Annotated in this window: 15 protein-coding genes, 5 pseudogenes and 1 riboswitch; of the genes and pseudogenes, 8 read left to right on the plus strand and 12 right to left on the minus strand. The window is 40.9% G+C overall.

What is annotated here, in order from left to right; genetic code table 11:
- The 3 genes from ACL9RM_RS16055 to ACL9RM_RS16065 all read right to left on the minus strand — a co-directional run bounded on the left by ACL9RM_RS16055 (nucleotide 1) and on the right by ACL9RM_RS16065 (nucleotide 3,734).
- Nucleotides 1–1,707, minus strand: a complete 1,707-nt coding sequence (locus ACL9RM_RS16055) for a sensor histidine kinase (protein ID WP_061828417.1) — start codon at nucleotides 1,705–1,707, stop codon at nucleotides 1–3.
- A 611-nt stretch (nucleotides 1,708–2,318) separates the two neighbouring features.
- The gene (locus ACL9RM_RS16060; RefSeq protein ID WP_422759381.1) at nucleotides 2,319–2,522 is read right to left on the minus strand and encodes a hypothetical protein; all 204 of its coding nucleotides are present in this window, start codon (nucleotides 2,520–2,522) and stop codon (nucleotides 2,319–2,321) included.
- A 1,020-nt stretch (nucleotides 2,523–3,542) separates the two neighbouring features.
- A complete protein-coding gene (locus tag ACL9RM_RS16065) occupies nucleotides 3,543–3,734 on the minus strand; it encodes a hypothetical protein (protein WP_250268357.1) in 192 nt (63 codons plus the stop codon).
- A gap of 738 nt (nucleotides 3,735–4,472) precedes the next feature.
- Here ACL9RM_RS16065 and ACL9RM_RS16070 point away from each other — a divergent pair.
- Nucleotides 4,473–7,322, plus strand: coding sequence for an alpha-amylase family glycosyl hydrolase (locus ACL9RM_RS16070; protein ID WP_069291950.1), 2,850 nt, complete (start codon nucleotides 4,473–4,475; stop codon nucleotides 7,320–7,322).
- A 307-nt stretch (nucleotides 7,323–7,629) separates the two neighbouring features.
- Here the strand turns inward: ACL9RM_RS16070 and ACL9RM_RS16075 are convergent, their stop codons facing one another.
- Nucleotides 7,630–8,778, minus strand: coding sequence for an epoxide hydrolase family protein (locus tag ACL9RM_RS16075; protein ID WP_250268355.1), 1,149 nt, complete (start codon nucleotides 8,776–8,778; stop codon nucleotides 7,630–7,632).
- 137 nt (nucleotides 8,779–8,915) lie between these two features.
- Here ACL9RM_RS16075 and ACL9RM_RS16080 point away from each other — a divergent pair.
- From ACL9RM_RS16080 to ACL9RM_RS16090, 3 genes and pseudogenes are all read left to right on the plus strand, one after another.
- A pseudogene (locus ACL9RM_RS16080) lies at nucleotides 8,916–9,676 on the plus strand (LysR family transcriptional regulator).
- Nucleotides 9,677–10,230: 554 nt separating this feature from the next.
- Nucleotides 10,231–10,774 (plus strand): annotated as a pseudogene (locus ACL9RM_RS16085) (AAA family ATPase).
- A gap of 379 nt (nucleotides 10,775–11,153) precedes the next feature.
- On the plus strand, nucleotides 11,154–11,399 hold the full coding sequence (locus ACL9RM_RS16090) for a hypothetical protein (RefSeq protein ID WP_250268354.1): 246 nt from the start codon (nucleotides 11,154–11,156) through the stop codon (nucleotides 11,397–11,399).
- Nucleotides 11,400–11,875: 476 nt separating this feature from the next.
- Here the strand turns inward: ACL9RM_RS16090 and ACL9RM_RS16095 are convergent.
- From ACL9RM_RS16095 to ACL9RM_RS16110, 4 genes and pseudogenes are all read right to left on the minus strand, one after another.
- Nucleotides 11,876–12,880 (minus strand): annotated as a pseudogene (locus ACL9RM_RS16095) (glycosyl hydrolase); the annotation flags it as partial.
- 1,247 nt (nucleotides 12,881–14,127) lie between these two features.
- Complete coding sequence (locus ACL9RM_RS16100; RefSeq protein WP_069291945.1) at nucleotides 14,128–14,595, minus strand: PAS domain-containing protein; 468 nt, start codon at nucleotides 14,593–14,595, stop codon at nucleotides 14,128–14,130.
- A 1-nt stretch (nucleotide 14,596) separates the two neighbouring features.
- Nucleotides 14,597–15,436, minus strand: coding sequence for an alpha/beta fold hydrolase (locus ACL9RM_RS16105; protein ID WP_250268353.1), 840 nt, complete (start codon nucleotides 15,434–15,436; stop codon nucleotides 14,597–14,599).
- Nucleotides 15,437–16,012: 576 nt separating this feature from the next.
- Nucleotides 16,013–17,107: a major royal jelly family protein gene (locus tag ACL9RM_RS16110; RefSeq protein ID WP_250262075.1), complete on the minus strand. Its 1,095-nt coding sequence runs from the start codon at nucleotides 17,105–17,107 to the stop codon at nucleotides 16,013–16,015.
- 179 nt (nucleotides 17,108–17,286) lie between these two features.
- Here ACL9RM_RS16110 and ACL9RM_RS16115 point away from each other — a divergent pair.
- Nucleotides 17,287–18,195: pseudogene (locus ACL9RM_RS16115) on the plus strand (IS110 family transposase); the annotation flags it as partial.
- Between the two features lie 38 nt (nucleotides 18,196–18,233).
- Nucleotides 18,234–19,415: a PucR family transcriptional regulator gene (locus ACL9RM_RS16120; protein WP_250261349.1), complete on the plus strand. Its 1,182-nt coding sequence runs from the start codon at nucleotides 18,234–18,236 to the stop codon at nucleotides 19,413–19,415.
- Between the two features lie 102 nt (nucleotides 19,416–19,517).
- On the opposite strand, the gene ACL9RM_RS16125 is transcribed toward ACL9RM_RS16120, so the two are convergent.
- The 4 genes from ACL9RM_RS16125 to ACL9RM_RS16140 form a co-directional block, all read right to left on the minus strand.
- Complete coding sequence (locus tag ACL9RM_RS16125; RefSeq protein WP_235309833.1) at nucleotides 19,518–19,832, minus strand: DMT family transporter; 315 nt, start codon at nucleotides 19,830–19,832, stop codon at nucleotides 19,518–19,520.
- 3 nt (nucleotides 19,833–19,835) lie between these two features.
- Nucleotides 19,836–20,177: a DMT family transporter gene (locus ACL9RM_RS16130; protein WP_250261350.1), complete on the minus strand. Its 342-nt coding sequence runs from the start codon at nucleotides 20,175–20,177 to the stop codon at nucleotides 19,836–19,838.
- Between the two features lie 93 nt (nucleotides 20,178–20,270).
- Nucleotides 20,271–20,369: riboswitch (guanidine-I (ykkC/yxkD leader) on the minus strand.
- Between the two features lie 82 nt (nucleotides 20,370–20,451).
- Complete coding sequence (locus tag ACL9RM_RS16135) at nucleotides 20,452–20,970, minus strand: GNAT family N-acetyltransferase (RefSeq protein ID WP_250261351.1); 519 nt, start codon at nucleotides 20,968–20,970, stop codon at nucleotides 20,452–20,454.
- Nucleotides 20,971–20,995: 25 nt separating this feature from the next.
- Nucleotides 20,996–21,448 carry a MarR family winged helix-turn-helix transcriptional regulator gene (locus tag ACL9RM_RS16140; RefSeq protein WP_250261352.1) on the minus strand — a complete coding sequence of 151 codons (453 nt, stop codon included), beginning with the start codon at nucleotides 21,446–21,448 and terminating at the stop codon, nucleotides 20,996–20,998.
- Nucleotides 21,449–21,562: 114 nt separating this feature from the next.
- Between ACL9RM_RS16140 and ACL9RM_RS16145 the strand changes: the two genes are divergently transcribed.
- Nucleotides 21,563–22,207 (plus strand): YczE/YyaS/YitT family protein, encoded by a 645-nt coding sequence (locus tag ACL9RM_RS16145; RefSeq protein WP_250261353.1) that lies wholly within the window; start codon nucleotides 21,563–21,565, stop codon nucleotides 22,205–22,207.
- A gap of 116 nt (nucleotides 22,208–22,323) precedes the next feature.
- A pseudogene (locus ACL9RM_RS16150) lies at nucleotides 22,324–23,029 on the plus strand (transposase); the annotation flags it as partial.

Consider the following 23,029-nt stretch of genomic DNA (forward strand, 5'->3'; position numbering starts at 1 on the left):
TCAGACATCTTCTCCTTTGATAGGAAGTATGAGCAGTATACTTGTCCCTGTACCCAATTCACTTTCGATCACCAGTTGTGCTTGATCTCCGTACTGTGCCCTCAACATGCGGTGGACATAATTGAGTCCGATGCCCATCCCTACTTTTTTATGTTCAGCTATACGATTGTTCAGAAGTCTTTGAATCGCTTCCTCGGTCATACCTGCACCATTATCCTGTATTAAAATATTCAGCGTTTTGGCGAGTGTAACTTCAATTTGTATAAAACCTTCGTCACTCAGTCCATGATAAAGTGAATTTTCAACCAACGGTTGCAGAATAAAACGAGGCACAGGTATTTGTAGCACTTGATCATCCGCTGAAATACGCACGTCAAATTCAAAGTCATATCGAATTTGTTGCAGGATTAGGTACTGTCTTAGCGCATCAATTTCCTCTTCCATCGTGGATACTTGCCCTAATTTACCCAAATTGTAATACAACAGCTTGTTCAAGGATTGCACCAACTTGTCAATCTCCCCTTGTCCGTTCATAACGGCCAGCCAGTGCACAGTATCCAGCGTATTCATCAGAAAGTGAGGATTGATCTGATATAACAATTTTTCCACTTCCAAATCTGCACGGATCTTCTCTTTCTGCTGCACTTCCTTGAACAGGTCGCCGATTTGATGCTGCATATTTGAGAATTCCCCCAGCAGAAAGTCAAATTCGGGAATTTGAGTGCGGATCTGGCTGCCTGCCTTTTGTGGATTCTGAGACATTCCGTTAATTTCCGAATGGAACAGACCGAGTGGTTTGTAGACGGTCTTCCACAGAAGCCAAGCAAGAAATACGGTAAAGCCGAAAAAAAATAAAGCGACCAGTAATATTTGAAGCAGCCACTGGTTTTTCTCCTGTTGATACTTAGCCTGCGAAATTACCGATATGACGCTCCAATTCTGAGAGGAGTCCTCCTTAAACCAATGGTAATCACGGGATATTCCATCTTTTGCAGTACCTTTCGATAAGCTGGAGAAATTCTCCCCGACCTTCATCGTTTCTGGAATTTCACTGTAAACAATGTTGCCCTCACCATTCAGGATCAAATGCGATAAAGCTCCTTTGTATTGATTGTAATCCAGTATATCCTGTGTAAGTCGAAAGCCGGATTCGACGTAAATATATACATCGTCCCTTTGAGGCAGTTGTACCTTTCGCATAGCAGATAAAACGAGCTGATCATCAAATCGGTTCATACTGATATGGGGACCATAGTACGCAATGCCATATGATTTGAATAGCACAGGCAAAGACTCGGGGGAAAAACGATCTTTGATGGGAAAGTTAGCGAACTGTGTAGTGCCTTCTTTCTGGAAATAGTATAAGGTCAGACCTATATTCGGATTAGTAAACGTTACGACATTTAACTCATTCTTTAATTCATCTCTAGCCTCAATCAATTCAAATATATTAGAGGAAGGCTTCAAGACTTCATCCAGTTTCTTACCTAATGTACCTCTATATGACAATTGCTGAGTAACATGATTCAGGTTGTTAATTGAATTCTCCAGTGATGAAGTTACCTGCTGTAGATTGCTCCGAATTCCATCATTGATTTTATTCGCAAAAATGGAATCAATGGTATAGTAAGAAATTACAAATATACTAATAAAGGGGATGAACGCGCTGAGAAAAAACAATAAAAAGATTCTTTTTTTAAGTGTCATTCCGACCCATTCTCCTTAGGTAAATGAAACAGCAAGCCCCTGGTTATGGAGCTTGCTGTTTATGAACAACAGCTCTATCAATTATCGTATTCCTCATAGGCAGCGACCTATTTGAAAATTGGTGACAGCTCAATCCGTTTCATATTGAAAAAATCAGAATACTTCCATCTCTGTGAGGTCCAATTCTGTTCATAATTATAGATTGATATTCAAATATGTCAAACGCTTTCATGGAATTCATAGAGCTTATTCTCTCTTCCTCTTTGCAGACATCGATTTGTCGTGTTTAATTGCTTATTGTAGTCCTTCCGTTCATCACGAACCAAAAAAAGAAGCGACATCATTCCAAGGTTTTTCTTGTCTTTATGTGTTTTCTTCTGTTTTCGGCTCTACCTGTCCTTGTTTTTCCAGTGTCTGTCATTCTACTTAGATTTTCTGCATACAAAAAAAGGCTCCCTCCGTTGTTCTTCAAATATATATACTTGCTGAACTCCTTTGTCGGCAATTGTTTTTCCTTAATATCGATTTCAATAAAATTGTTCTCCGGCTAGATTGGGAGCAGACACCAGTAACGCGGCCTGACGATTCATATTTTTCCTTCTTTCTGAGGTTTAGCTGTAAACCTCTTGTCCCAGCACCCGATTTACAGCCTTGATAAAGGCAAGATATCTACCATCGGTATCGTTCCGATGAGGAAGTGCCAAAAGCATTGTCTCTTCAACCTGGTTTTCGTCTAACTCATAGCTGTTTGTCAGGATTTCTCTGATCTCATCGACGGGTGTACCGAGAGCAAACTTCTGAGCTGCTTTAGACATCATAATTCTCATGGATATCCTTCCGTGTCACCTTCTGCAAATCGGTAAAATCATATATTTTTTTACGGAATGCAGCACCGGCAGCACAATTGAGATCAGACCCGCAATTGTTAAAATTTCATTCATCCCCACACCTCTTTCCCTATCACTCAGTTGACAGCTTAGCCGATGAAACAGACGAACAAGGTAGTGCCCATCTCACATGCTAAACCTCCTTATCCTCCTTACTTCTGAGTTCAGCGTAACATTTTCACCATTAGTTTAGGATTAGGGTTTTCATATAGGTATAAAGATCATCTTAAGATATAGATGGCAGATGAAAAATAAAGAGATCATGCTCCATAAGAGCATGATCTCTACAGAGTGTCGAGAAAGTCCAGAGGACTTTTCGACACTTCTATTTTTATATGGGGAGACGCATATTTTAAAACAAAAATCGATTTAAAACGATCTGAGGACCCTAGTTTTTAGACCACTAAGACAGTTTTAAACCCCCTGCAAAAAAACAGGGGGTTTCTCGACAGCCTGAGAGATCATGCTCCATAAGAGCATGATCTCTAATTACATAATGGTATTGTTACCTAGCCATCATCTCCAACCTGAAGCCAAACGGTAACCAACTCCGATATGTGTTTGAATAAACTTTGTTTGAGATGATGTTTTTTCTATTTTTATCTCAGCGTTGCCATAATGCCATCCTGTGCCCACCCTCTATTATATCTCTCTCAATCCTTAGTATATCATGAGCAAAATCAGTACCGTATTACGAATTTGCCTACAGCATTAAGATTGTATTAAGATCCGCTTTTATGTAATAACATCCTTAAAGAAGCCTCAAAATCCTGATTCTGTCATAGCTTTCTCAGTGGAAGGATAGCAGCACAAAATAATATAAAAAACTTTCTCAGGCTGGTTAAGTACGAATTTCAAATGATTTTCGTTTTTTTTGAAAATACAGTCAATTTTTCCTGTTTGTAAAAAAATCAAGATTGCACGTTGCTGCAATCTAGCTACAGCGTATTAAAGGTTCCACTCATGAAAAATAATACCATCCTTCGTCCTTTCCGGGAGTACGTAGTTTGCGACAGCCGATAGCTTCGCATCCGAACCGTCTAACTGCCGAACATTGGCATTCGCCTGTGCTTCGGGATTAAAGCCAATCGTTTGCAACAACAATGCGACAAAGAGAACGATACTCCAGGTTCGTCTCAAGATGGGGCTTGCCCTCCTCCTCATACTAAACTCTCCTTTTTGATTTTATTTTACGACCAACCTCTCTTGGGAGATTAGGAGTAAATAAAAGAGGCTAAAAAAGCAAAATGTATAAGCTTTTAAAGGGGCAATCGTTTGCACATAATTGTAATTAGAGACATGATTTCACTTATTCAAAAATTTGTCAATGCTTATATTAAAGATAAATTCCTAACGGCTTCCCCACCTGCTCCTTGATCCGTTCACTCCACTTTCTTCGTTTAAACATACGCTTTTTTCTGAAATCCATCTTTTCACTGTTTTTAGCCAAAGCCATCAAAGACCTTAAAAACAGAAGTAAAAGTAAGCCGAAACAATATCATGAAGAAATGAAAGAAAAACGTAAATCCAGCAAAAGAAAGTCAGACATAAGTATTACGTTGAAAAAATCATCCCCTTTTCAGTACTAAAATATAAACTCTTAAAACCTTAAAAATATGTCCCTAGCAATGCATTGACCAGTAAAAGTATGGATGATATAATCATAAAAGGAAAAAATCATTGATATAGAGCCCTGTGTTAATGGGCTTTTCTCATAGTTTATTTTGTAAGCGCGTACAATGATTATTTTCCATATATACCGTGGAGGAGGCGATAAATGAATCCATTTTATCAAAATAAATGTCTTTCTTTTTTTTAACTTTTAATGCAACCGATTGCATTATGTCCCCCACTAAATATTATCAGGAGGTTGTTAACTTGCTAAGGAAAAAAACTAGGAGTTTTATTTCTTGGTTGATTATTTTATCACTTTGCTTCAACTTCTTCGGTTTACCCGGCGTAGCTTCGGCCAGTAACACCGATTATACATCCACCTACACGAATTCCACAGCAACTGCCTTTCCGTCGACAACCGCTTCTATCACGTCTACCGTAACCGCAACGTATGCACCTACCACAACACCTAAATCAACTCAAACTGGGTTAACGGTTCACTTTAAGAAACCTTCAAGCTGGAATTCAGCGATTCGAATCCATTACTGGAATCTGAATCCGACAACCGTTCCGATAAGCGGGGCGTGGCCGGGAATCCTGATGAAGCCGGATGGAAACGACTGGTACAGCTACACCATTGCCGAGGCGACAGGCTCAAGTCTCATCTTCAATGACAGTAGCGGCAAACAGACCGCCGACTTGTCCCGCAGTGTGAAAGAGGGCTGGTATTACACAGATAACACATGGTATGATGCCAGCCCGGAAATGCCTAAAATTCCGGCGATTTCCGCCTCTCCTGTACCCAAAACTTATGATTCGTCCCAAACGGTGACGCTTTCCAGCACCAACAGTGACGATAAGATTTACTATACGATAGACGGTTCGACACCTACGACATCCTCGATCTTGTATACCTCTCCAATCCAAGTTGCGTCCTCTTTGACCATTAAGGCCTTCGGTGTTAATTCAATCGGTCAAACTGGAAATGCATCCTCTTTCGCTTATGTGATTGACCTGAATGCAGATCTGCAAGCTCCGACAATCACAGCGAATTTGCCTGCAGGGCATTCCGATTCCTCAGTGACTGTATCCTTTAACCTGAAAGATAACAAGGCAGCAACGACCAAGGCATACTATACGGAGGATGGTACAGAACCAACCACAAGCTCAAAAGTCTATATCCTCGGCAACGCGCTGGCCGGAGTGACTGGACCGTCTATTCTTATCTCCAAGACCACGACATTAAAATTTCTCGTTATAGACGGTGCTGGTAATCAAACCAAACAGAGCTTTGTTTATAATATTGGAACTAAGGGGGATTTTCGGGAAGATACTATTTACTTCGTGATTACTTCCCGGTTCTATGACGGTGATTCGAGCAATAACGTGCACGCATGGGATGATGGAAAGGCGCGCAATCCAGATTCGGACCCAGCTTGGAGAGGGGACTTTAAGGGCTTGATTCAAAAGCTCGATTATATCAAAGCCCTCGGATTCAGCGCCATCTGGATTACACCTGTTGTGCAAAATGCCAGCGGTTATGATTACCATGGTTACCATGCTTTAAATTTTGCCAAAGTAGACCCACGGTATGAATCGGCAGGAGCTTCTTATCAGGATTTGATCAATGCGGCCCATGCCAAAGGGCTGAAGGTTATTCAGGACATCGTCGTCAATCATACGGGTAATTTCGGTGAAGAGAATCTGTATCCCATGTTCAAGAAAGATCCAGCTAAACCCGATACCGCTAACAACTTGGTGAAGACTACGGATAAGTTGCCGCCAAACTATGATTCCATGACACCCGATCAGCAGTATCAGGCAAGGCTCGCCTTAATGAAGTCAGAGGGGACGAACAATAACATTTACCATACAGAGAAAAGTCTCTCCTGGGAATCCTATACTGTTCAAACCGGTCAGATAGCGGGCGATTGCGTGGATTTGAACACGGAAAACCCTGCAGTTAACAAATATTTAATTGATACCTACAATCACTATATAGACATGGGTGTTGACGCTTTCCGTGTCGATACGGTGAAGCATGTAAGCCGGTATATTTTCAATAAATACTATATTCCTGCCTGGAAGACAAGAGGCGGCTCGGATTTCTATATTTTTGGAGAAGTAGCCACTCGTTACAGAGATGTCTGGAACAGTGGAATTCCAGCGATCTCGACGCCATTCTATACTTGGAAAAGCTCAAAATCGTATCCGGGCGATGGAAAGAATGACTACGCCTCCAATAAAGCGTCAGTTGAACAAGAGTGGGCGGACAACTCTACTACAGCAGGACAGCCAACCTCGAACAATGCTTTCTTAAACGGAAATACCTATCATACGCCTGACTATTCGATGAAATCGGGCATGGATGTGATTGATTTTCCAATGCATTGGGCATTCAAGACTGCACAGGAAGCATTCAGTATGAAAGGTGGCGATCAATACTATAATGATGCTACCTGGAATGTAACCTATGTCGACTCGCATGACTATGCGCCCGACCAGGCTCCGGAAAATCAAAGATTTGCGGGCACACAGGACACTTGGGCCGAGAATCTCGATCTGATGTTCACCTTCCGCGGAATACCCGCTATCTTCTATGGCTCCGAAATCGAGTTTCAAAAAGGGGCAACCATTGATACAGGTCCAAACGCACCGCTAAGCAAAACAGGACGGGCATATTTCGGCGATCACATGGAAGGCAATGTTACGGTACAAGATTACGGCAAATACACGAATGCTACTGGCACGCTTGCGGAATCGCTCAATCATCCTCTGGCGAAACATATCAGACAGCTTAATTTAATCAGAAGAGCTGTACCCGCCTTGCAAAAAGGCCAGTATTCCACAGAGAATGTATCGGGCAATCTGGCGTTTAAGAGAAGATATACTGACAGTGCCAAAGGCATTGACAGCTTTGCATTGGTCACGATTTCAGGAAACGCCACGTTTACCGGAATTCCGAACGGAACCTATGTGGATGCGGTGACCGGTGATTCCAAAACCGTTACTGATGGCAAGATTACCCTGACATGCTCCGGCAAAGGAAATGCAAGGGTATATGTATTGAATGGCAGAGGTGGAATTGGAGAAACGGGAACCTATCTGAAGTAAACGGCAGTATGTCTTAGTTAACTGAAGCAACCGCAGTTCGGTATTGCACCGTGCTAAGGTTGCTTCCTTAAAAAGTAGATCCAAGAGAGAGTCGGATATTGCTCTGGACTAAATTTCTAAACAACAAGATGCACCAACGATAGCTTCTATGTGCGTACATTCCTCCGTATATTTAATGACCAACAACCATCAAGTATTAACGGGTTATCGCTTCTACCCTGCTCTCTGGAAGCACCTGAAGAGTTGCATTCTGAAGACGGTAACCAGTTGTACTGGTGGTTCATAGCCCTCTCAAGGATAGAGACTATCAGATGCTTAGTGAATGAAAAAAATGATTTAGATGTTCGGCAAACAATTTAGGATTTTCCATAGCGGCGAAATGACCGCCTTTATTCGCTTTCTCCCAGTACGTAATATTATAGACGCGTTCTACCCAGCTTCGAGGAGGCGTGGGTAGCTCCTTGGGAAATAAGGAACCCCCTGTAGGAACAGTAACACGCTGGCCTTCGGTGAAATGCAGTGGCATTTTGGTGCCTTCAGTATATATTCGTATGGAAGAGGCAATCGAATTGGTAAACCAGTAAATCGATATGTTGGTGAGGATATGATCAAGTGAAAAAGACCTTTCCATATCTCTGTCACAGTCACTCCAACCTTGAAATTTTTCTACCATCCAACTGGCAAGACCGGTTGGGGAATCACTTAGTGCAAAAGCCAGTGTTTCCGGCTTCGTTCTATGAAGGGCGCTATAAGCACCTTCTCGTTCCAACCACTCAGCTACGATGTCAAAGTAAGCTTGCTCTTCTTCGCTAACAGATGGTGTATTCGGAGTGAGGGGTGGCTTGTAGCTTCCAGGAATATAATTGAGATGAAGTCCCCTCACCCGTTCAGGGTACATGAATGCTAACCATGTTGAGACCCCTGCCCCAATATCCCCTCCCTGAACCAAATAACTTTCATAACCCAAACGATCCATAAGTTTTGCCCACAGCGTGGCTACGTATTTGGACCCCCCTCCCGGCCGTGTAGGTTTACTCGAAAATGCAAATCCTGGCAAAGAGGGAATAATCACGTCAAATGCCTCTTCAGCATGTCCACCATATAGCGATGGGGTTGTTAGATAAGGTATTAGTTCTAACATCTCTACAAATGATCCTGGCCATCCATGAGTCAACAACAGTGGTCGTGTGGATGTTCCTTCACCCCGGACGTGCACAAAGTGTATATCGAAGCCATCCACATGTTCCATAAACTGTGGGAAACGGTTTAACCAAGCTTCCTGTTCACGCCAGTTGTATTCCGTGCCCCAATAATCAACTAATCTCTTCAAAAAGGAATAGTCTGTCCCCAGAGCCCATGGTTCTATAGAGAAACTTGAAGACCATCGAACCTGTTTTAGTCTGATAGATAGATCGTGCAATTGTTGCTCTGGAATTGAAATTTTGAACGGTTCCATTCATTGTTTCCTCCCTTGTAGATTAATTTACGATCAGAAGGGTTCTATTGTATGATGAATCTGTTCATTAATAAAATTGAAATATTCAAAATCATTATCATTTTTATCGATAGAAATTAAACCTAAGGAGAACACCGATGGAAATTAGACACCTTATTACATTTCAGACGATTATCGAAATCGGAAGTTATACAGGGGCTGCATCGCAATTGGGATACACTCACGATCACTGCCCATATACAGTCGCTTGAAGAAGAGATTGGCGGGGAGCTTTTCACTTACGAAAGAAGGCATTTGAAACTTACTCCATTAGGGAGAGAATTAATACCTCTGGCAGAAGATCTACTGGCTACTCATGACCAGATTAGAAATATACGAAGCAACCAGGAAGTTAAAGGTGTTGTTAAGGTGGCTGCACCAGAGTCTTTAACGATTTCTAGATTAAGTCCGATTATAAGGGAATTCTCTTTGAAATATCCTCATGTCAAACTCATCCTTATTCTTTGGCCCAGACCATTTCGATGAATATAAGCGAGAGAACACCAACCATTTTTTTATAACGAATGAAGAAGGCTGTAGTTATCGGACCATGTTTGAAAGATATCTTGTAAAGCATGATATTCATCCATTTCAAACCATGGAGTTATGGAGTATAGAGGCGATTAAACAAACCGTTATGAGTGGGCTTGGATTTTCTTTTTTGCCTTATATTACAATTAAAGAAGACGTGGATAGTGGAAAACTTAAAATTGTAAGTCATTCCGAAAAGTTCGATCCGATATACTCCCATATGCTGATTAAAAAGAAAAAGTGGCTATCTCCAACAGTGAAAGCTTTCTCTGAACTTGTTATAAAGTCGATACGTGAAACGGATAACGAGACCGAAAGATCAAGATGAGCACCATTGTTGGATAATTGGTATTATCGTATTGTCTACTCGAATCATAATAATCTTTTTGCCTCTAGCTGCATGAGATGTCGTATCAGGTAATGAAATGACATCTGAGTAATGGTATTCGGAGGACAATAAAAAGACGACCTTCATGCTGGATCATTCAAAAGAGGCCGTTTTTTTCGCGTTAACATCGCTGATCCCTTTTCGCCAAACTCCGTTTGTTATGATTGACCATTACAAATCTCTCCTGGTTTTATGATTTGGAAGATGCACATCAGCAAATCGCTTCTAAAGCCAAAAGCTACATTCAATTTATTTATTCAAGGTATATAAAACCGTTTCAGGTGAAACCATTGGGAATATTTATATCGTCTACGCATGGAAAGAACCGCTTATCTTTTGCTCAATACCGATTCAAGTCCGAAGGAAAACAACGTGTCAAAGGCGTGTACCATATCCTAAACGTAAACAGCTATCATAGCCGCTTGAAGAAAAGTGGCAGGTTAGTTGATTGAAGGGGGTTGTTTTAAGCCTACATTTAATTAAGGAGAATATTTATGAAACAAGGCAGAATTATTATAATTACTGGTTCACCAGGAACTGGTAAAAGCACAACGGCATCAATTGTTGCTAAAGAGTCTAATTTATCAAAGTCGGTACATATGCACACTGATGATTTCTATCACTACATTCATAAGGGGGCAATCCCTCCATTTTTACCGGAATCACAAGAACAAAACTTAATTGTTATTGAAGCCTTTTTGGAAGCTGCAAAACGTTTTGCACGTGGTGGGTTCGATGTGATTATAGATGGAATTGTTGGTCCTTGGTTCTTAGAACCGTGGTTAAAAGCCGTACAAGATAATTATGAAGTACATTACATTATCTTAAGAGCGACTAAAGAAGTAACAATGAAACGAGCAATCGTTCCAAATTGGACGAAGATGCCAACATTGAGTTGGTAGAGAAAATGTGGGAGCATTTAACAATTTGGATCACTATGAATCCAATATTATTGACACAACAAATCAATCAATCGAACAAAGTGTTTCAACAATAAAAGCTGTGATTGAAAAAAAATCTTCTTTACTCACTATTTGATGCGATACAAAAGTTAAACAAACGGATACGATAGCTCAATAAACCGCCTTTTCATCAAGGAGGTTTTCTTATAGTCAAAAATCAACATTAGAATTTAACATAGCCTTAGAAAAAGAAAAATATATAGGTATTCGTAAAATCGGCCTCTCTATAAAAGAAATGGTTTTTATGTGTAACGAGAGAATTAGCGACTTTAATCTTTATCCCGTTTGGTATTGTGCAACAATCATCTTATTTACAGTAATGTTCGACATACGGAATCACATTTCGTTAGAATTTTATCAATTAAAACTTTTGACGTTAACGGTCTATGCCAGTGCTTCATGAAATCTCAGTTCTGGCATTCCCCCTATTCGCCTCGAAAGAGATGAATATAGACATGGCCATTGCATTGGTTCCAGCTGGGCAACCAGCTGGAATATGGAATGGTACAATGATCGTCGTGGCCCTGTTCAGCGAAATGGCTTTTATCGTGTACCTATTTCCGTATTTTGTAGGGACTGATAAGTTAATGAAATCCCTAATGGGGGCTACGGCTACAGCTGTTGTGGTTATACTTGCTGTCCTGCTAGGATGCTTATTGTTATTTAGTTCAGAACTAACAGGTTGTTTAATTTTTTTCTGAAATCTACTTTGGTTATAAAATGAAATATACTCGCGTACCTGTTGTTCTGCCCCCATCTTTAACTCCAAGGAGACTGCCGAAAGGGTTGTCCCTTTTTGGCCATGAAAAAATCCCCTCCGTTCAACAAGATTAAATCCATCTTACCAGATGTCTTTTTTCTCTTGTCTACTAAAAGGGGATAATACCAGTGCATCACTTCAGCATAAGCGTTTTTTTAAATTTCATTCAATCATTGCAGGTTCATTGGCATAGAGTCTAAATACTTGTACTCCTCAATCCTAACGGAGTCTTCTGTCCAATTCCCCTCTTTATCTTTCACAAAGACTTCTCTTATTTGTTACCGTCAAGGTAAAACTGCCCTGCGTCGGTATGATCTTGTCGGAGATCAGGTAACCCGTATCCGCAAAAGAGGCCTTGGTTGTTCATTGTGCACTTACGACACACCGTTAATTGTTTTGGCCGTAATGATCTACATCCGGTAACTCATCGAGCGTGATCACGTTTGGATGGTTAAACACTTTGTTCAAATGCTCCCGGCTGTTGTTTACGCCATCGGTCAGGAACTCTCCCGTCCAGGTAGTGAACCAGCTCCAGTTCGTTCCGTCACTGGAGAGTAAATCCGGATCCGGGATCGCCCCGTTCTCGGTTAATGCGACCAGCTTCTGGTTGTTCACAAGCGAGACGAGTGCATCATACTTGTCAGTGACCGGACTATAGTCGCCCGCAGACGGATAATGATCCGTACTCACGATATCTACAACATCGTTTCCCGGGTACCACTCCGGTGCGCTAGAGTTCCAGACCCAAATCAAATTGTTCAGATCATGCACGTTCGTTAAGCGGTCGTACACCAGGTGGTAAAGTTTCTTTGACGGCTCCGGACCTTTCGCGCCCCACCAGAACCATCCTCCTTCCGCTTCATGCAACGGCCGGAAGAGCACGGGGATTTTCGCATCTTTTAGCTTTTGAAGCTGTGCTGCAATGGCATCGATATCCCGCAAAATAAGTTTATAATCCTCGGATTCCGGGTGATCCAAGGCGTAATCAACGTCGAAAGTGGTGGAATCCCCGAAGAATCCCTTGTACCACTCTTTACCGGGCTGGTCAATTAAACCCTTCGGCGCGTTCCAATGCCATACGACGGTGACAATACCGCCTTGGCTGTGCCAATCGATCGCATTCTCGATCTCGGAGGAGGAAGCGCCGTACTCGACTCGAGACGGTGAATAATCCATCAGGTCGAATCCGACAATGGCTGGCTTTTTACCAATCGCGTCCTGCATCCAGCTAATGTTAGAACTGTTCTGCTGACCGGATAGTATACTCTTGCCGTATTGATCGACCAGATAGCTCATCAACGATTTGGCTTCAGGCGAGGCGTTGGGATTAACGAGTGTCTTCCTAACCTGATGCTCCTCAGTGACCGTCGATTTTTGAAACTCGGCCACCCCCCCGTTCAGAACGCCTGATCCTGCTTCATACACAGCTTCAGACACGGTAACCGGTTCTTCGGATGCATGGGCAAAATAGTTGATATTGCTCTCTGCGCCTGCCGTCATTGGTAGCGAGAATAATAACGCTGCCCCGGTCAGAGTGCTGATCAAGCTCTTCGTTTTTTTTAATGAATTCATATTGGTTATCCTCCTAATGTTTATATCTTGCTGTCTGTTATCGCAAGATAAGGTCTGTTATGTAGGAAACAAGAAGTTATCAAAGAACCTAATCCCACGATCTCAAGTATTTATACTCTGTTTTAGCCCCCTTTTTTTGTGCATAACATAATCCATTTTTCTAGTACACTACCTCCTTCCCTAAGGATCGGCTGGTTAACTGATACCATCAATCGCAACGTACATTATTTCTTTGTTTAGCGAGTTGATCCCATCTTCCTATATGAAAAGGCTTTTTGGCGAATCCTCAATTATATCGACATTAAGGGAAAAAATTGAAATAGTTCTATTGGAGTGAAAATTATTTCATATAACAACAAACTATCAATTTCTGCAAAGAATGGTAGAGACTAAGTGTGTGATAAAGAAAATATTGCCGTTTCATTTTTATGAATCTTTAATTCACCCTTATGAATTTTGATTTAAATTATTGTTATTCTTGTACTATATAGAGGATTCATACTCACACACATAAGTGGTGAAAACGAATCAATTTACTTCTTCCACGCAGCTCGAGGATGAACAGATCAAAATGAAGATAGCGGATGCTGTAAAGAGGTAAAAGGAATCTACGATTATCGACGGGTCAAAGTATGGATCGAGAATACGCTTGATGAACGAGATGAGGAGTTAAGCTGTTATACGTAAGAAAAATCCTTATTACGCTATTTAATATTTAATGGACATAAAACCTATCTGCCATCAAAGACCTGTATAACAACGAGATTATCGCCTATTAGATCATGTAGAAATGACTTGAAATTTCTTTAACCATTTTCAAATCAGAGTGTTTTAAACGCTACACTTTTCGACAGGTGAAAAAGTGGAACATGTTATCTAATTAACGTCTATCCATAAAAACTAATATTCTCTGCATAAAATTAAACAACCTAAGACCGTATAAATATCGGACTCAGGTTGCTTAAATATTGCTTTTTTTATTACTGTTTACTTGATAGGGGTCATTTCAAACAGATGTCTTTTTTCTCTTGTCTACTAAAAGGGGATAATACCACGATTCGGGCTTTTAGAGTATAACTACTCAAAGAAGCATTGAACTATATCTTGGGATTAGGTAAAGATGAAAGTTCTTCCTTTTTTTTATCAAGCTGCTTCTCAATCCTTAGTAGCTCCTCTTCCGCCTTCCGATAGGCTTTCTCAGCTTTTTCAATCTGTTGCTCGTATTCCTTCCTACGCAGCATGGGAATTAAGACACAATCGTACACCAATTCGTCTCCCTGCTCTCGAATCACAGCATTTAAAAGAACGGGAAGTGTTCCGCCGCTACCCGTTTTCATCATTAAATATATCTCATCTACGTGATGATTAAGCCGAATCAACGGTAAAAAATAAACCTGAAAGAAAATTTGGCTGGACCGATTTAGCAGGGATTCAAAACTGATACCGTTTACCCCTTGTTTTTCATATTCTAACAAGCGACACAGCGTTGCATTGACGATGCGTATTGTCAGATTTTGATCCATCGACAAATAACCGCAGGGGGCATGATCCAACCGTTCGTCCATATTATGTGTGCAACTCGCTTTCCTGTATTGAATCGATTGAGGCAAGATATTCGCTGATGAGTCTAATGGTTTCATCCGGATGGCTTACGTGTGGACAATGACCGGTTGCATCCATCAGTCGGAACTCGCTCTCCTTCATCTGCTGGTGGATATAGGCTCCAGCTTCCATCGGAACGATTACATCATCGGAGCATTGCAAAATCAACGAAGGCACCACTACCTTGCCGAGTTCCTTACGGTAATCAGAGAGAAACGTTGCTTCCGCAAAACGACGGGCTACCTTAGGATCGGTCGCGCAAAAACTTAACTCAAGATCTTGAGATAATTCCGGTCGGTCTGTATTCCCCATAATGACAGGAGCCAGATAGCTCGCCCAACCTTGAAAGTTTTGATCCATCAAGTCCAATAAATCCATCAGATCTTCCCGTTCAAACCCGCCGATGTAATCAGGTAAATCGTTCAAATATCGTGCAGAAGGACCAATCAGAACAAGCCGATCAAAGTATTCCGATCTTTGAATAGAGGCCAGCATACCGATAGTAGCACCGACGGAATGACCCACTAGAATGGCATTCTTCAATTCGAGCGCTGAACAAATGTCTAAGATATCCTGGGCATACCCGTTCAGATCATGATAAATATAAGGATTATAGGCCTGCATATCGGACTTTCCCGAACCTACAAAGTCAAACAATACCAGCTTGTACTTCTCTTCGAAAGCTGGTGCGACAAAGCGCCACATGTTCTGGTCACAGCCAAAGCCATGGACGAATATAAGAGTCTTGGAACCAAAGCCCCTTACTTTGACGTTGTTTCGGATGAGAATTTGTTGGCTATCCATCGACTTTTCCTCCTGGTAACGATAAATTCTGTTCAATAAATCATTATACCACTATATCAAGATTTTTAAATTTTTCCTGACGTGCCTAATCATCTGCTTGACTCTTATCTGCGGTTCCACAAGAAGCTACGCATATCATTGGCTTAAAGGCTATCCACCGATTCACCGGTTTGATTTATATAATCGAAGAACCTAAGCTGGATTAAAGAGACTAACACCAGTTGAGTTACCGTCGCCAGTTTGCAGCTCCATTATCCATTATGTTTTTTTCGGAATTAGGATTACTCGTTGGACTAAACTGCCTGTTAGCTCTTAACAGAGTACCGATAGTCTACAATGTAGTGTAGTGCTTAAGATCAAAAATAACAGCAGCTAGCATACCGATTAAAACTATTTGATTTCCAATTTCTCAAAAAACGTAAACGTTCTAATTTAAGTATACATAAGAATATGTAGAGCTTCCCTGGAATTGCTCAAATTAATAATACATGCCGCTACTAATTGTGTGGCAGCATGCATTGGTTATGAAATGCATTTTCTATTCAAATAAAGTCAACTTTGTAAAGTGAATATTTATTAAAAGGTGGGAGCAGGTAATTCATCAATTTTTATACGAAGTAAACTATAAGGTTTTTGTCGCAGGTCTTTTCCATAATGAAATCTTGCCTGCCGATGTAATTGGTTCACAATAACATATAAGTATTGATCTGGACCAATAGAAAAAGTATCCGGCCATAAAATTCTCGGATCATGTGCGATGGTTTCCATTATTCCATTCGGAAATATCTTTCGAATACTATCGTTTTCATAGTCACCAGCGTAAACGTTTCCTTTTGCATCGGTTATCAATCCATCAGACGCACCTTTTTCTCCCCAATACTGCACATGATAACGTAAGTTGAAATCCGGTATCGTTCTGTCTCTTAGGGCTTCTGTTGAGATCGAGTATAGATGACGACTGGTTAATGGACAATAGAATAACATTTTTCCATCACGGGAAATGGCTATACCATCAGAGGCCAATCGTAAGGGAGATGTCGAACCATCTGTGTTTCGATTCATCAAAATTTCACCTTCCACTTTCGGTAAAAAATACGGATCGGGTGAAGTTGAATTTGCTCCATTTAACCGTCTAAACGCATTTCCATTTTCTAAATTTACGACTATAATAGCGCCTGGACCTTTGGAAGAAGAATCCGTTATATATGCGTAACCTGATTTACCAACACGAAAATCAAATCGGACATCATTCAGATACGTTGTCGGCAAGATTGCATCTTCTGCAAACGTGTATACTTTTCTTATTGTATTTGTTTTTAAATCTACAGCGACTAATTTTGCCCCTCCTTTAATAGGCTCAGAAAAATTTGGTGCAGCTGTATCCAGTACCCACAGGGTTCCCCTTCCATCAGCAATTACACTTTGGACACTGATGAAGGACATAGTGATATTCAAAGGATTTACCAAATTCGTTTCTAAATTAGGATAAGGCTGCAACCGACCCTCAACAATTTCCGCTACCGTAAATCTAACGTCATCTCCCCATTTCGGAAAGCAAATGAAGATACGCCCGGTTTCTGATACACTAACGCCTGTAGGCATAGCCCTATAAAATGAATAAACGTGTTCTAACTTACCGAAATATTCTTCCATAGGTAACATAGGTTTTATGATATCCTCCCCAACATATTTGAACGGATATTACCTATAATATGTTTAAAAACTTTTTCTAATGCCTGCCTCTTAATGATTCTTTTCTAACCGAAACATAGAAGCACGCTGGGGAGAGTAACCCTTTGCTGGTTGTTGCGCCAGTTCTCAATTTTAATTGCCGTAGAAAGGTGAATGTTATGGATGTCCTGATCGAGCGAGCTTGCGGTTTGGATGTTCACAAGAAGTCCATTACCGCATGTGTCGTAACTCCCGAAGGAAAGCGATTAAGACGTTTCATACCTACACGGTTTTCCTGCTTGATTTGATCGACTAGATCAAGCAACATTGCTGCACTCATGTGGCCATGGAAAGTACCGGTGTGTTCTGGAAACCGATCGTTAATTTGCTTGAAGCTGAAGAAATTCAGTTCCTCGTTGTTAACGCCCAGCACATCAAAGCCGTTCCCGGCAGGAAAACGGACGTAAAAGATGCAGAATGGATTTGTAATCTGCTCCGCTACGGTCTGCTGAAACTCAGTTACATCCCAGACCGGAACCTAAGAGAACTGCGCGAATTAGTTCGTTACCGTCAGAGACGGTCCCGCGAACACAACCGGGCCAAAAAGTGCTGGAAGGAGCCAACATTAAACTAGCTGCCGTTGTCTCCGACATCATGGGGGGAGCAGCCGCGACATGATGGTATGCCCTGATCGAGGGTGAAGAAGGTACGGAAAAGCTGGCTGCATTCGCCCGAAGAACGCTGAAGAAGGCTAGATACGATCCCGGGGATCGCAACACCACCGTGGAACAAATTCTGCACGAAGTCGGGACCGACATTGGTGCGCGTTTCCCCTCCGACACTCATCTCTGTTTGTGGATAGGTCTAGTTCCAAGGCAGAACGAAAGTGGTAAACGAATATCCTCCAAGACTCTCGCAAAGGCAACAAATACCTTTGTTCGGCACTCATTGAAGTTGCCCATTCCGTATGCAGATCCGACAATTACCCGGGTGTTCAGTACCGAGGCTGAAAAGGCAGAAACCGAGTGGCCGTGGCGGTCGCCCACTCCATCATGACTATTGTTTACCATCTCCTCACGCGCAGCGATACAAGGAACCATTCCTGCAGCCATAAGGGTGGACGAACTTGACAAACGAGGCCTCCCGCATCTATGGTAATCCGGTAATCATTGTCGACGCAGGCTATAAGTTACTCGCTATGTGTCAAGCCCCTATCCCCAGCCGACCTGATATCGAACAGCAGCGAAATTCGGGCTATATTCTTGACAGTAATATTGAGAGCATGAAGAAATCCAATCTGTACGAACTGACCCGTATGGCTCTTATTCCTTATTATTCACGTGATCCCGAGACCAACGACTGTTGGATAACAGCTTTTGTGTACGTACATGGTATAGAATTCGCGCAGGTCAGTGTTATGGAGCTTCGCAAATTTACAGATATTGATTTTGAACTCGTACAATTTCTTTGTGAGCTGGTTTCGGTAGAATTGCAAAAGAACAACTTTTATAATTGCAATCCAGGAATGATGCATAGTTTTTTGCTTTCCGAACTGCTTACAGGCGAGCTCAATGATGCTAATATTATCGCAATGCGACTGACTCATCTGGAATGGACGCTTACACCTTACCTGAGAGTGAGGACCTTGACAGACTTGAAGAACGGCTTTTTTGACGGGAAAGTTCAGCTGGTTGCACAGCATATGATCCAATTACTGCCGGATAGCCGTTGGATCGTGTATCAGGGACGTATTGTATTTCTCATTTCCCTTGTTGATTCATCCTGTAAAATCATTGCTAAAGACAAACGAATTCTGGAATTTCTCCAAGTAAACGGACTAACTGCTTCGCTGAGTGACTGCTTTAGTCATTTAACTTTTTTGCGAAAATATTATAAGCAATGCCTAACTGCCATCGAGATTGGTTTCCAACTTAATTCTAACAAGCCAGTGTATATGTATGAGGACTATCTCTGCGAACATATTGGAAAGATCATATCGGAACAGAATGATCTCGCTGACTTCTGCCATCCGGTTATCCAAAAGTTAATTGTTTATGACAATGCCCACAAAACAAGTTTGCTGCCTACCCTTGAAGCCTATCTTCAATATGTGGACACTCCAAATATTGCTGCTAAAACACTTTTTATTCATAGAAATACTTTGTTCTATCGAATCAACAGGATACGTGAGCTTTTTGAGATTGATCTAAGCGATGGTGATATTCGCCTGAAACTTCAATTGACTCTTCATTTTCTAAAACTGAAAACACAACGCGACGATCCTAAAGATCAGAGTATAGAAGGGTAAGAAAATGCAAAAAAACATGCAGACAAAATTTCTTATCGATACTTTGTCTGCATACTGGTCTTCTCTATCTATTTTCTTTAATTTTTCCAATTCTATCATTATTCAGCTTACCAGCTTTAGGCCAACTGCTGAACCGAGTACCATCGCGATGAACAGAATTCTCGCGGTATTACGCGGTTCACTGTAAAAGATCATGCCCAATATGGCACCGCCAGAAGCTCCAATACCGGTCCAGACAGCATAGGCCGTTCCCATTGGTAGTGTTTCCATGGCCAGGGATAGAAACAAGAAGCTCAATCCAAAGCCTGCAAGCAGGTAAAAAGCAGACAGGAAATTCTGGTCTTTATGGAGCTTATTAATCATGAGAACTCCCATCATCTCAAATAGGCCTGCCAAAATTAGAAATACCCAGTTCATACGTCAGTCCACCTCTTTTCCTTGTTTCTTCTCTTTACTCTGTATTTTGAGCCCTACAACTCCGAGCAGAAGCACCCCAATTAGCAACAATTTAGATCCCTGTACCTCAGCACCAAACAACAAAATTTCTGCTAATACAGTGCCGGCCGTTCCCAACCCGACAAATACTGCATACACCGTACCTACCGGAAGCGTACGGGAAGCCATAATCATGAGTATGAAACTTACTAAAATGGCAACTAAAGTGCCCCCCCACTCTATCCAGCCGCTGGCATGTTTCAGGCCGATGACCCATCCAACTTCGAATAATGCCGCAACTACAACAGATAACCATGTCTTGTTCATTTTGTGCTTCCTCCTTTTTGATAATGCTGCAAATGTAGTATGGATTTATAGCAGCAATAAAAAAACCTGAGAGAATACTGCATATAGCAGTTTTTCTCCCAGGCTTTTATCCCTCCGTGGCACAGTACGACGACTGTGAGTTTTCTCTCGGACCAGCCGATATTACATCGCGGAACCCTAGAAAACATTTTTGAATTCAATTTTAGTTAACATTATACACATTAGTGAATAAATAACAATATAAAATAATAAGAATCCGTATATCATCCTAAACTTATATCATTGTTTTGGTCATTATGAAATCAATTTGTTCTTCATCACCCATATAAAAAGAGTGTGTGCCAGTTTGAACAAACCCCATTTTCTTATAAAAAGCAATGGCGTTTTCATTTTTTTCCCATACGCCGAGCCAGATTTTCTTTTTATTATGCTCCATCGCAATTTCCTTAGCTTTATTTAACAGATATTTACCAAGCCCATGTTTTTGAGATTTGTTTTTTATATAAATCCTCTCAATTTCGAGCGATTCATCACCCATTTTTTCAGATTGGGCGTCATTCATATTTACCTTTAAATATCCAGCAAGTTCTTCATTGAAATAGATGAAAAAGATTTCTGAAGAGACGTTAGATAATTCATCCTCCAACTGTTGAAAATTAAATGCTCTTTCCAGATAGGCTTTCATATTTTCAGGTGAATTCTGATCTTTAAAAGTATCGTTGAATGTTTCAATACTTATTTCTTGGAGTATTTGTAAATCTTCACGGCTGCACTTTATTATTTTTACAGTCACTTAATGTATCGCTCCTTCATGTAAATCAATAATTTCTTTTGTTCCCTTTTTTCACAAATTCCCAGTCTTTCCCTATATTTTCTCTCACTCTTTGAAGAAGATTGAAAATGGTTTCTACTTCTCTTTCCGAAAACCCCTCTAATGCAACGTTATTGGAATAATCATTTTCTCTTTTTATAAAAGGATAAACATTGTTCCCTTTATCTGTTGGAAAGAGTTTTTTAATTTTTTGGTTATGGTTATCTTCTTTCTTTTCAATAAAGCCATTAATTACAAGTTTTTTTATAGCACGAGATGCAGTTGTTCGATCTACTTTTATCATCTCAGCTAACTTTTCTTGAATGATTCCTGGGTTTTCACATATTCGCACAAGGTACAAATACTGCCCTTTTGTAAGGTCATAATCTTTAAATTCTATATTACTTATAGAATCTAATGCCCTTGCGATCATTCCAATTTCACGAAGTACTTCCTTCATAGTTAACTCCTTCGCACCTATTTTATTGCAAATGCAATAAAAATGATATATATTGAATTTACCTTATTTTTATTGCATTTGCAACATAAAATTATGTTAAAGAGGTCGAGTAAAGTGAGATATGTTTTTTTCGTATTAGGAATTTTTATATTATCCCTTGGAATTTCGTTCACTATACAATCAGACCTTGGGACTTCACCTTTTGATGCACTTTTGGTAGGACTGTCCATAAATGTGGGGCTTACTGTGGGAAGTTGGGAAATCATAATAGCTATAATATTGATATGTTGTAATTCGCTTTTAAAAAGACAAAGACCAGAAGTTTTGGGGTTGTTAACGGCATTTATAACGGGTATTGGAATTGATATGTGGCTTTTTTTATTACACAATTTGATAACACCTGAACTATGGTACAGCAAAGTTGTTTGTTTTGGAATTGGTTTAGTCGTTGTAGGATTAGGAACTGCAACATATTTACAGACAAATTTTGCACCAATTCCAGTTGACCGATTAACATTGATCGTACAAGAATTTACTAGAACAAATCTATTTTTTTCGAGAACATTCATCTACCTTATATTCTTGATCATAGCAGTCATTTTAAATGGACCCATTGGCATTGGAACTTTGTTAACCGTTTGTTTAGGGGGGCTAATACTCAATTACTTTATGCCACTTACTAAAAAAGTACTTGACCGCATATTAACACACTCTCATACATCACTAAATCATGAGAAAGATAAAAAGCATTCTATATAGAATGCTCAGGCTGTCGAGAAAGTCTCGACAGCTTTTTTTATGTTCATTTTATTTAAGACGACACCGCGTTAATGTTGTATAATATAGGTAACTATTGTAGAACGGACGGTGTTGATATGCTGCGACCTCATCGAGACCAACAACAATCTTTTGAATTGGTTTCTCTGGAAGAACTGGTACCACAAGATCATCTGCTTCGTAAAGTGGATACATATATAGACTTCTCCTTTATTCATGAGAAGGTAAGCCCGCTGTATTGTGCAGACAACGGGCGTCCTGCCATTGATCCTACCGTGTTGTTTAAAATGATCTTTCTCGGTTATTTCTATGGCATTCGCTCAGAACGACAACTCGAGCGTGAAATTCAGACGAACCTGGCTTATCGCTGGTTCCTGGGGCTGGGCTTAACGGATAAGGTTCCAGACCATACGACGATTAGCTGGAATCGTCGCACTCGCTTTAAAGACACCACGATCTTTCAAGATATCTTCGATGAAATTGTGCTGCAGGCGATCTCTCACCGAATGGTGGGTGGGCGTGTTCTCGTCACCGATTCCACACACGTCAAAGCCAATGCTAACAGACACCAGTACACCAAAGAACAAGTGTTGCAGAATACCAAAGACTATATGGACGAGCTTAACGAAGCGGTGAAGGAGGACCGGAAAAGCCACGGAAAAAAGCCTTAAAATCCCGAGAGGAAGTGAACGAAGAAAAAGAAATTAAAGTGAGCAAAACAGACCCAGACAGCGGCTATATGATCCGTGATGGCAAGCCTGAAGGCTTCTTCTATCTGGACCACCGCACAGTGGATATGAAGTA

The organism is Paenibacillus sp. S29 (assembly GCF_049319765.1).
Lineage (GTDB): Bacteria > Bacillota > Bacilli > Paenibacillales > Paenibacillaceae > Paenibacillus > Paenibacillus polymyxa_B.

Coding starts and splice junctions, on each gene's coding strand:
- ACL9RM_RS16100 (WP_069291945.1), bottom strand. CDS start 14,595: ATGGACGAACGGTTGGATCATGCCCCCTGCGGTTATTTGTCGATGGAT.
- ACL9RM_RS16125 (WP_235309833.1), bottom strand. CDS start 19,832: ATGAACTGGGTATTTCTAATTTTGGCAGGCCTATTTGAGATGATGGGA.
- ACL9RM_RS16105 (WP_250268353.1), bottom strand. CDS start 15,436: ATGGATAGCCAACAAATTCTCATCCGAAACAACGTCAAAGTAAGGGGC.
- ACL9RM_RS16090 (WP_250268354.1), top strand. CDS start 11,154: ATGGCCATTGCATTGGTTCCAGCTGGGCAACCAGCTGGAATATGGAAT.
- ACL9RM_RS16140 (WP_250261352.1), bottom strand. CDS start 21,448: ATGAAGGAAGTACTTCGTGAAATTGGAATGATCGCAAGGGCATTAGAT.
- ACL9RM_RS16060 (WP_422759381.1), bottom strand. CDS start 2,522: ATGTCTAAAGCAGCTCAGAAGTTTGCTCTCGGTACACCCGTCGATGAG.
- ACL9RM_RS16075 (WP_250268355.1), bottom strand. CDS start 8,778: ATGGAACCGTTCAAAATTTCAATTCCAGAGCAACAATTGCACGATCTA.
- ACL9RM_RS16055 (WP_061828417.1), bottom strand. CDS start 1,707: ATGACACTTAAAAAAAGAATCTTTTTATTGTTTTTTCTCAGCGCGTTC.
- ACL9RM_RS16130 (WP_250261350.1), bottom strand. CDS start 20,177: ATGAACAAGACATGGTTATCTGTTGTAGTTGCGGCATTATTCGAAGTT.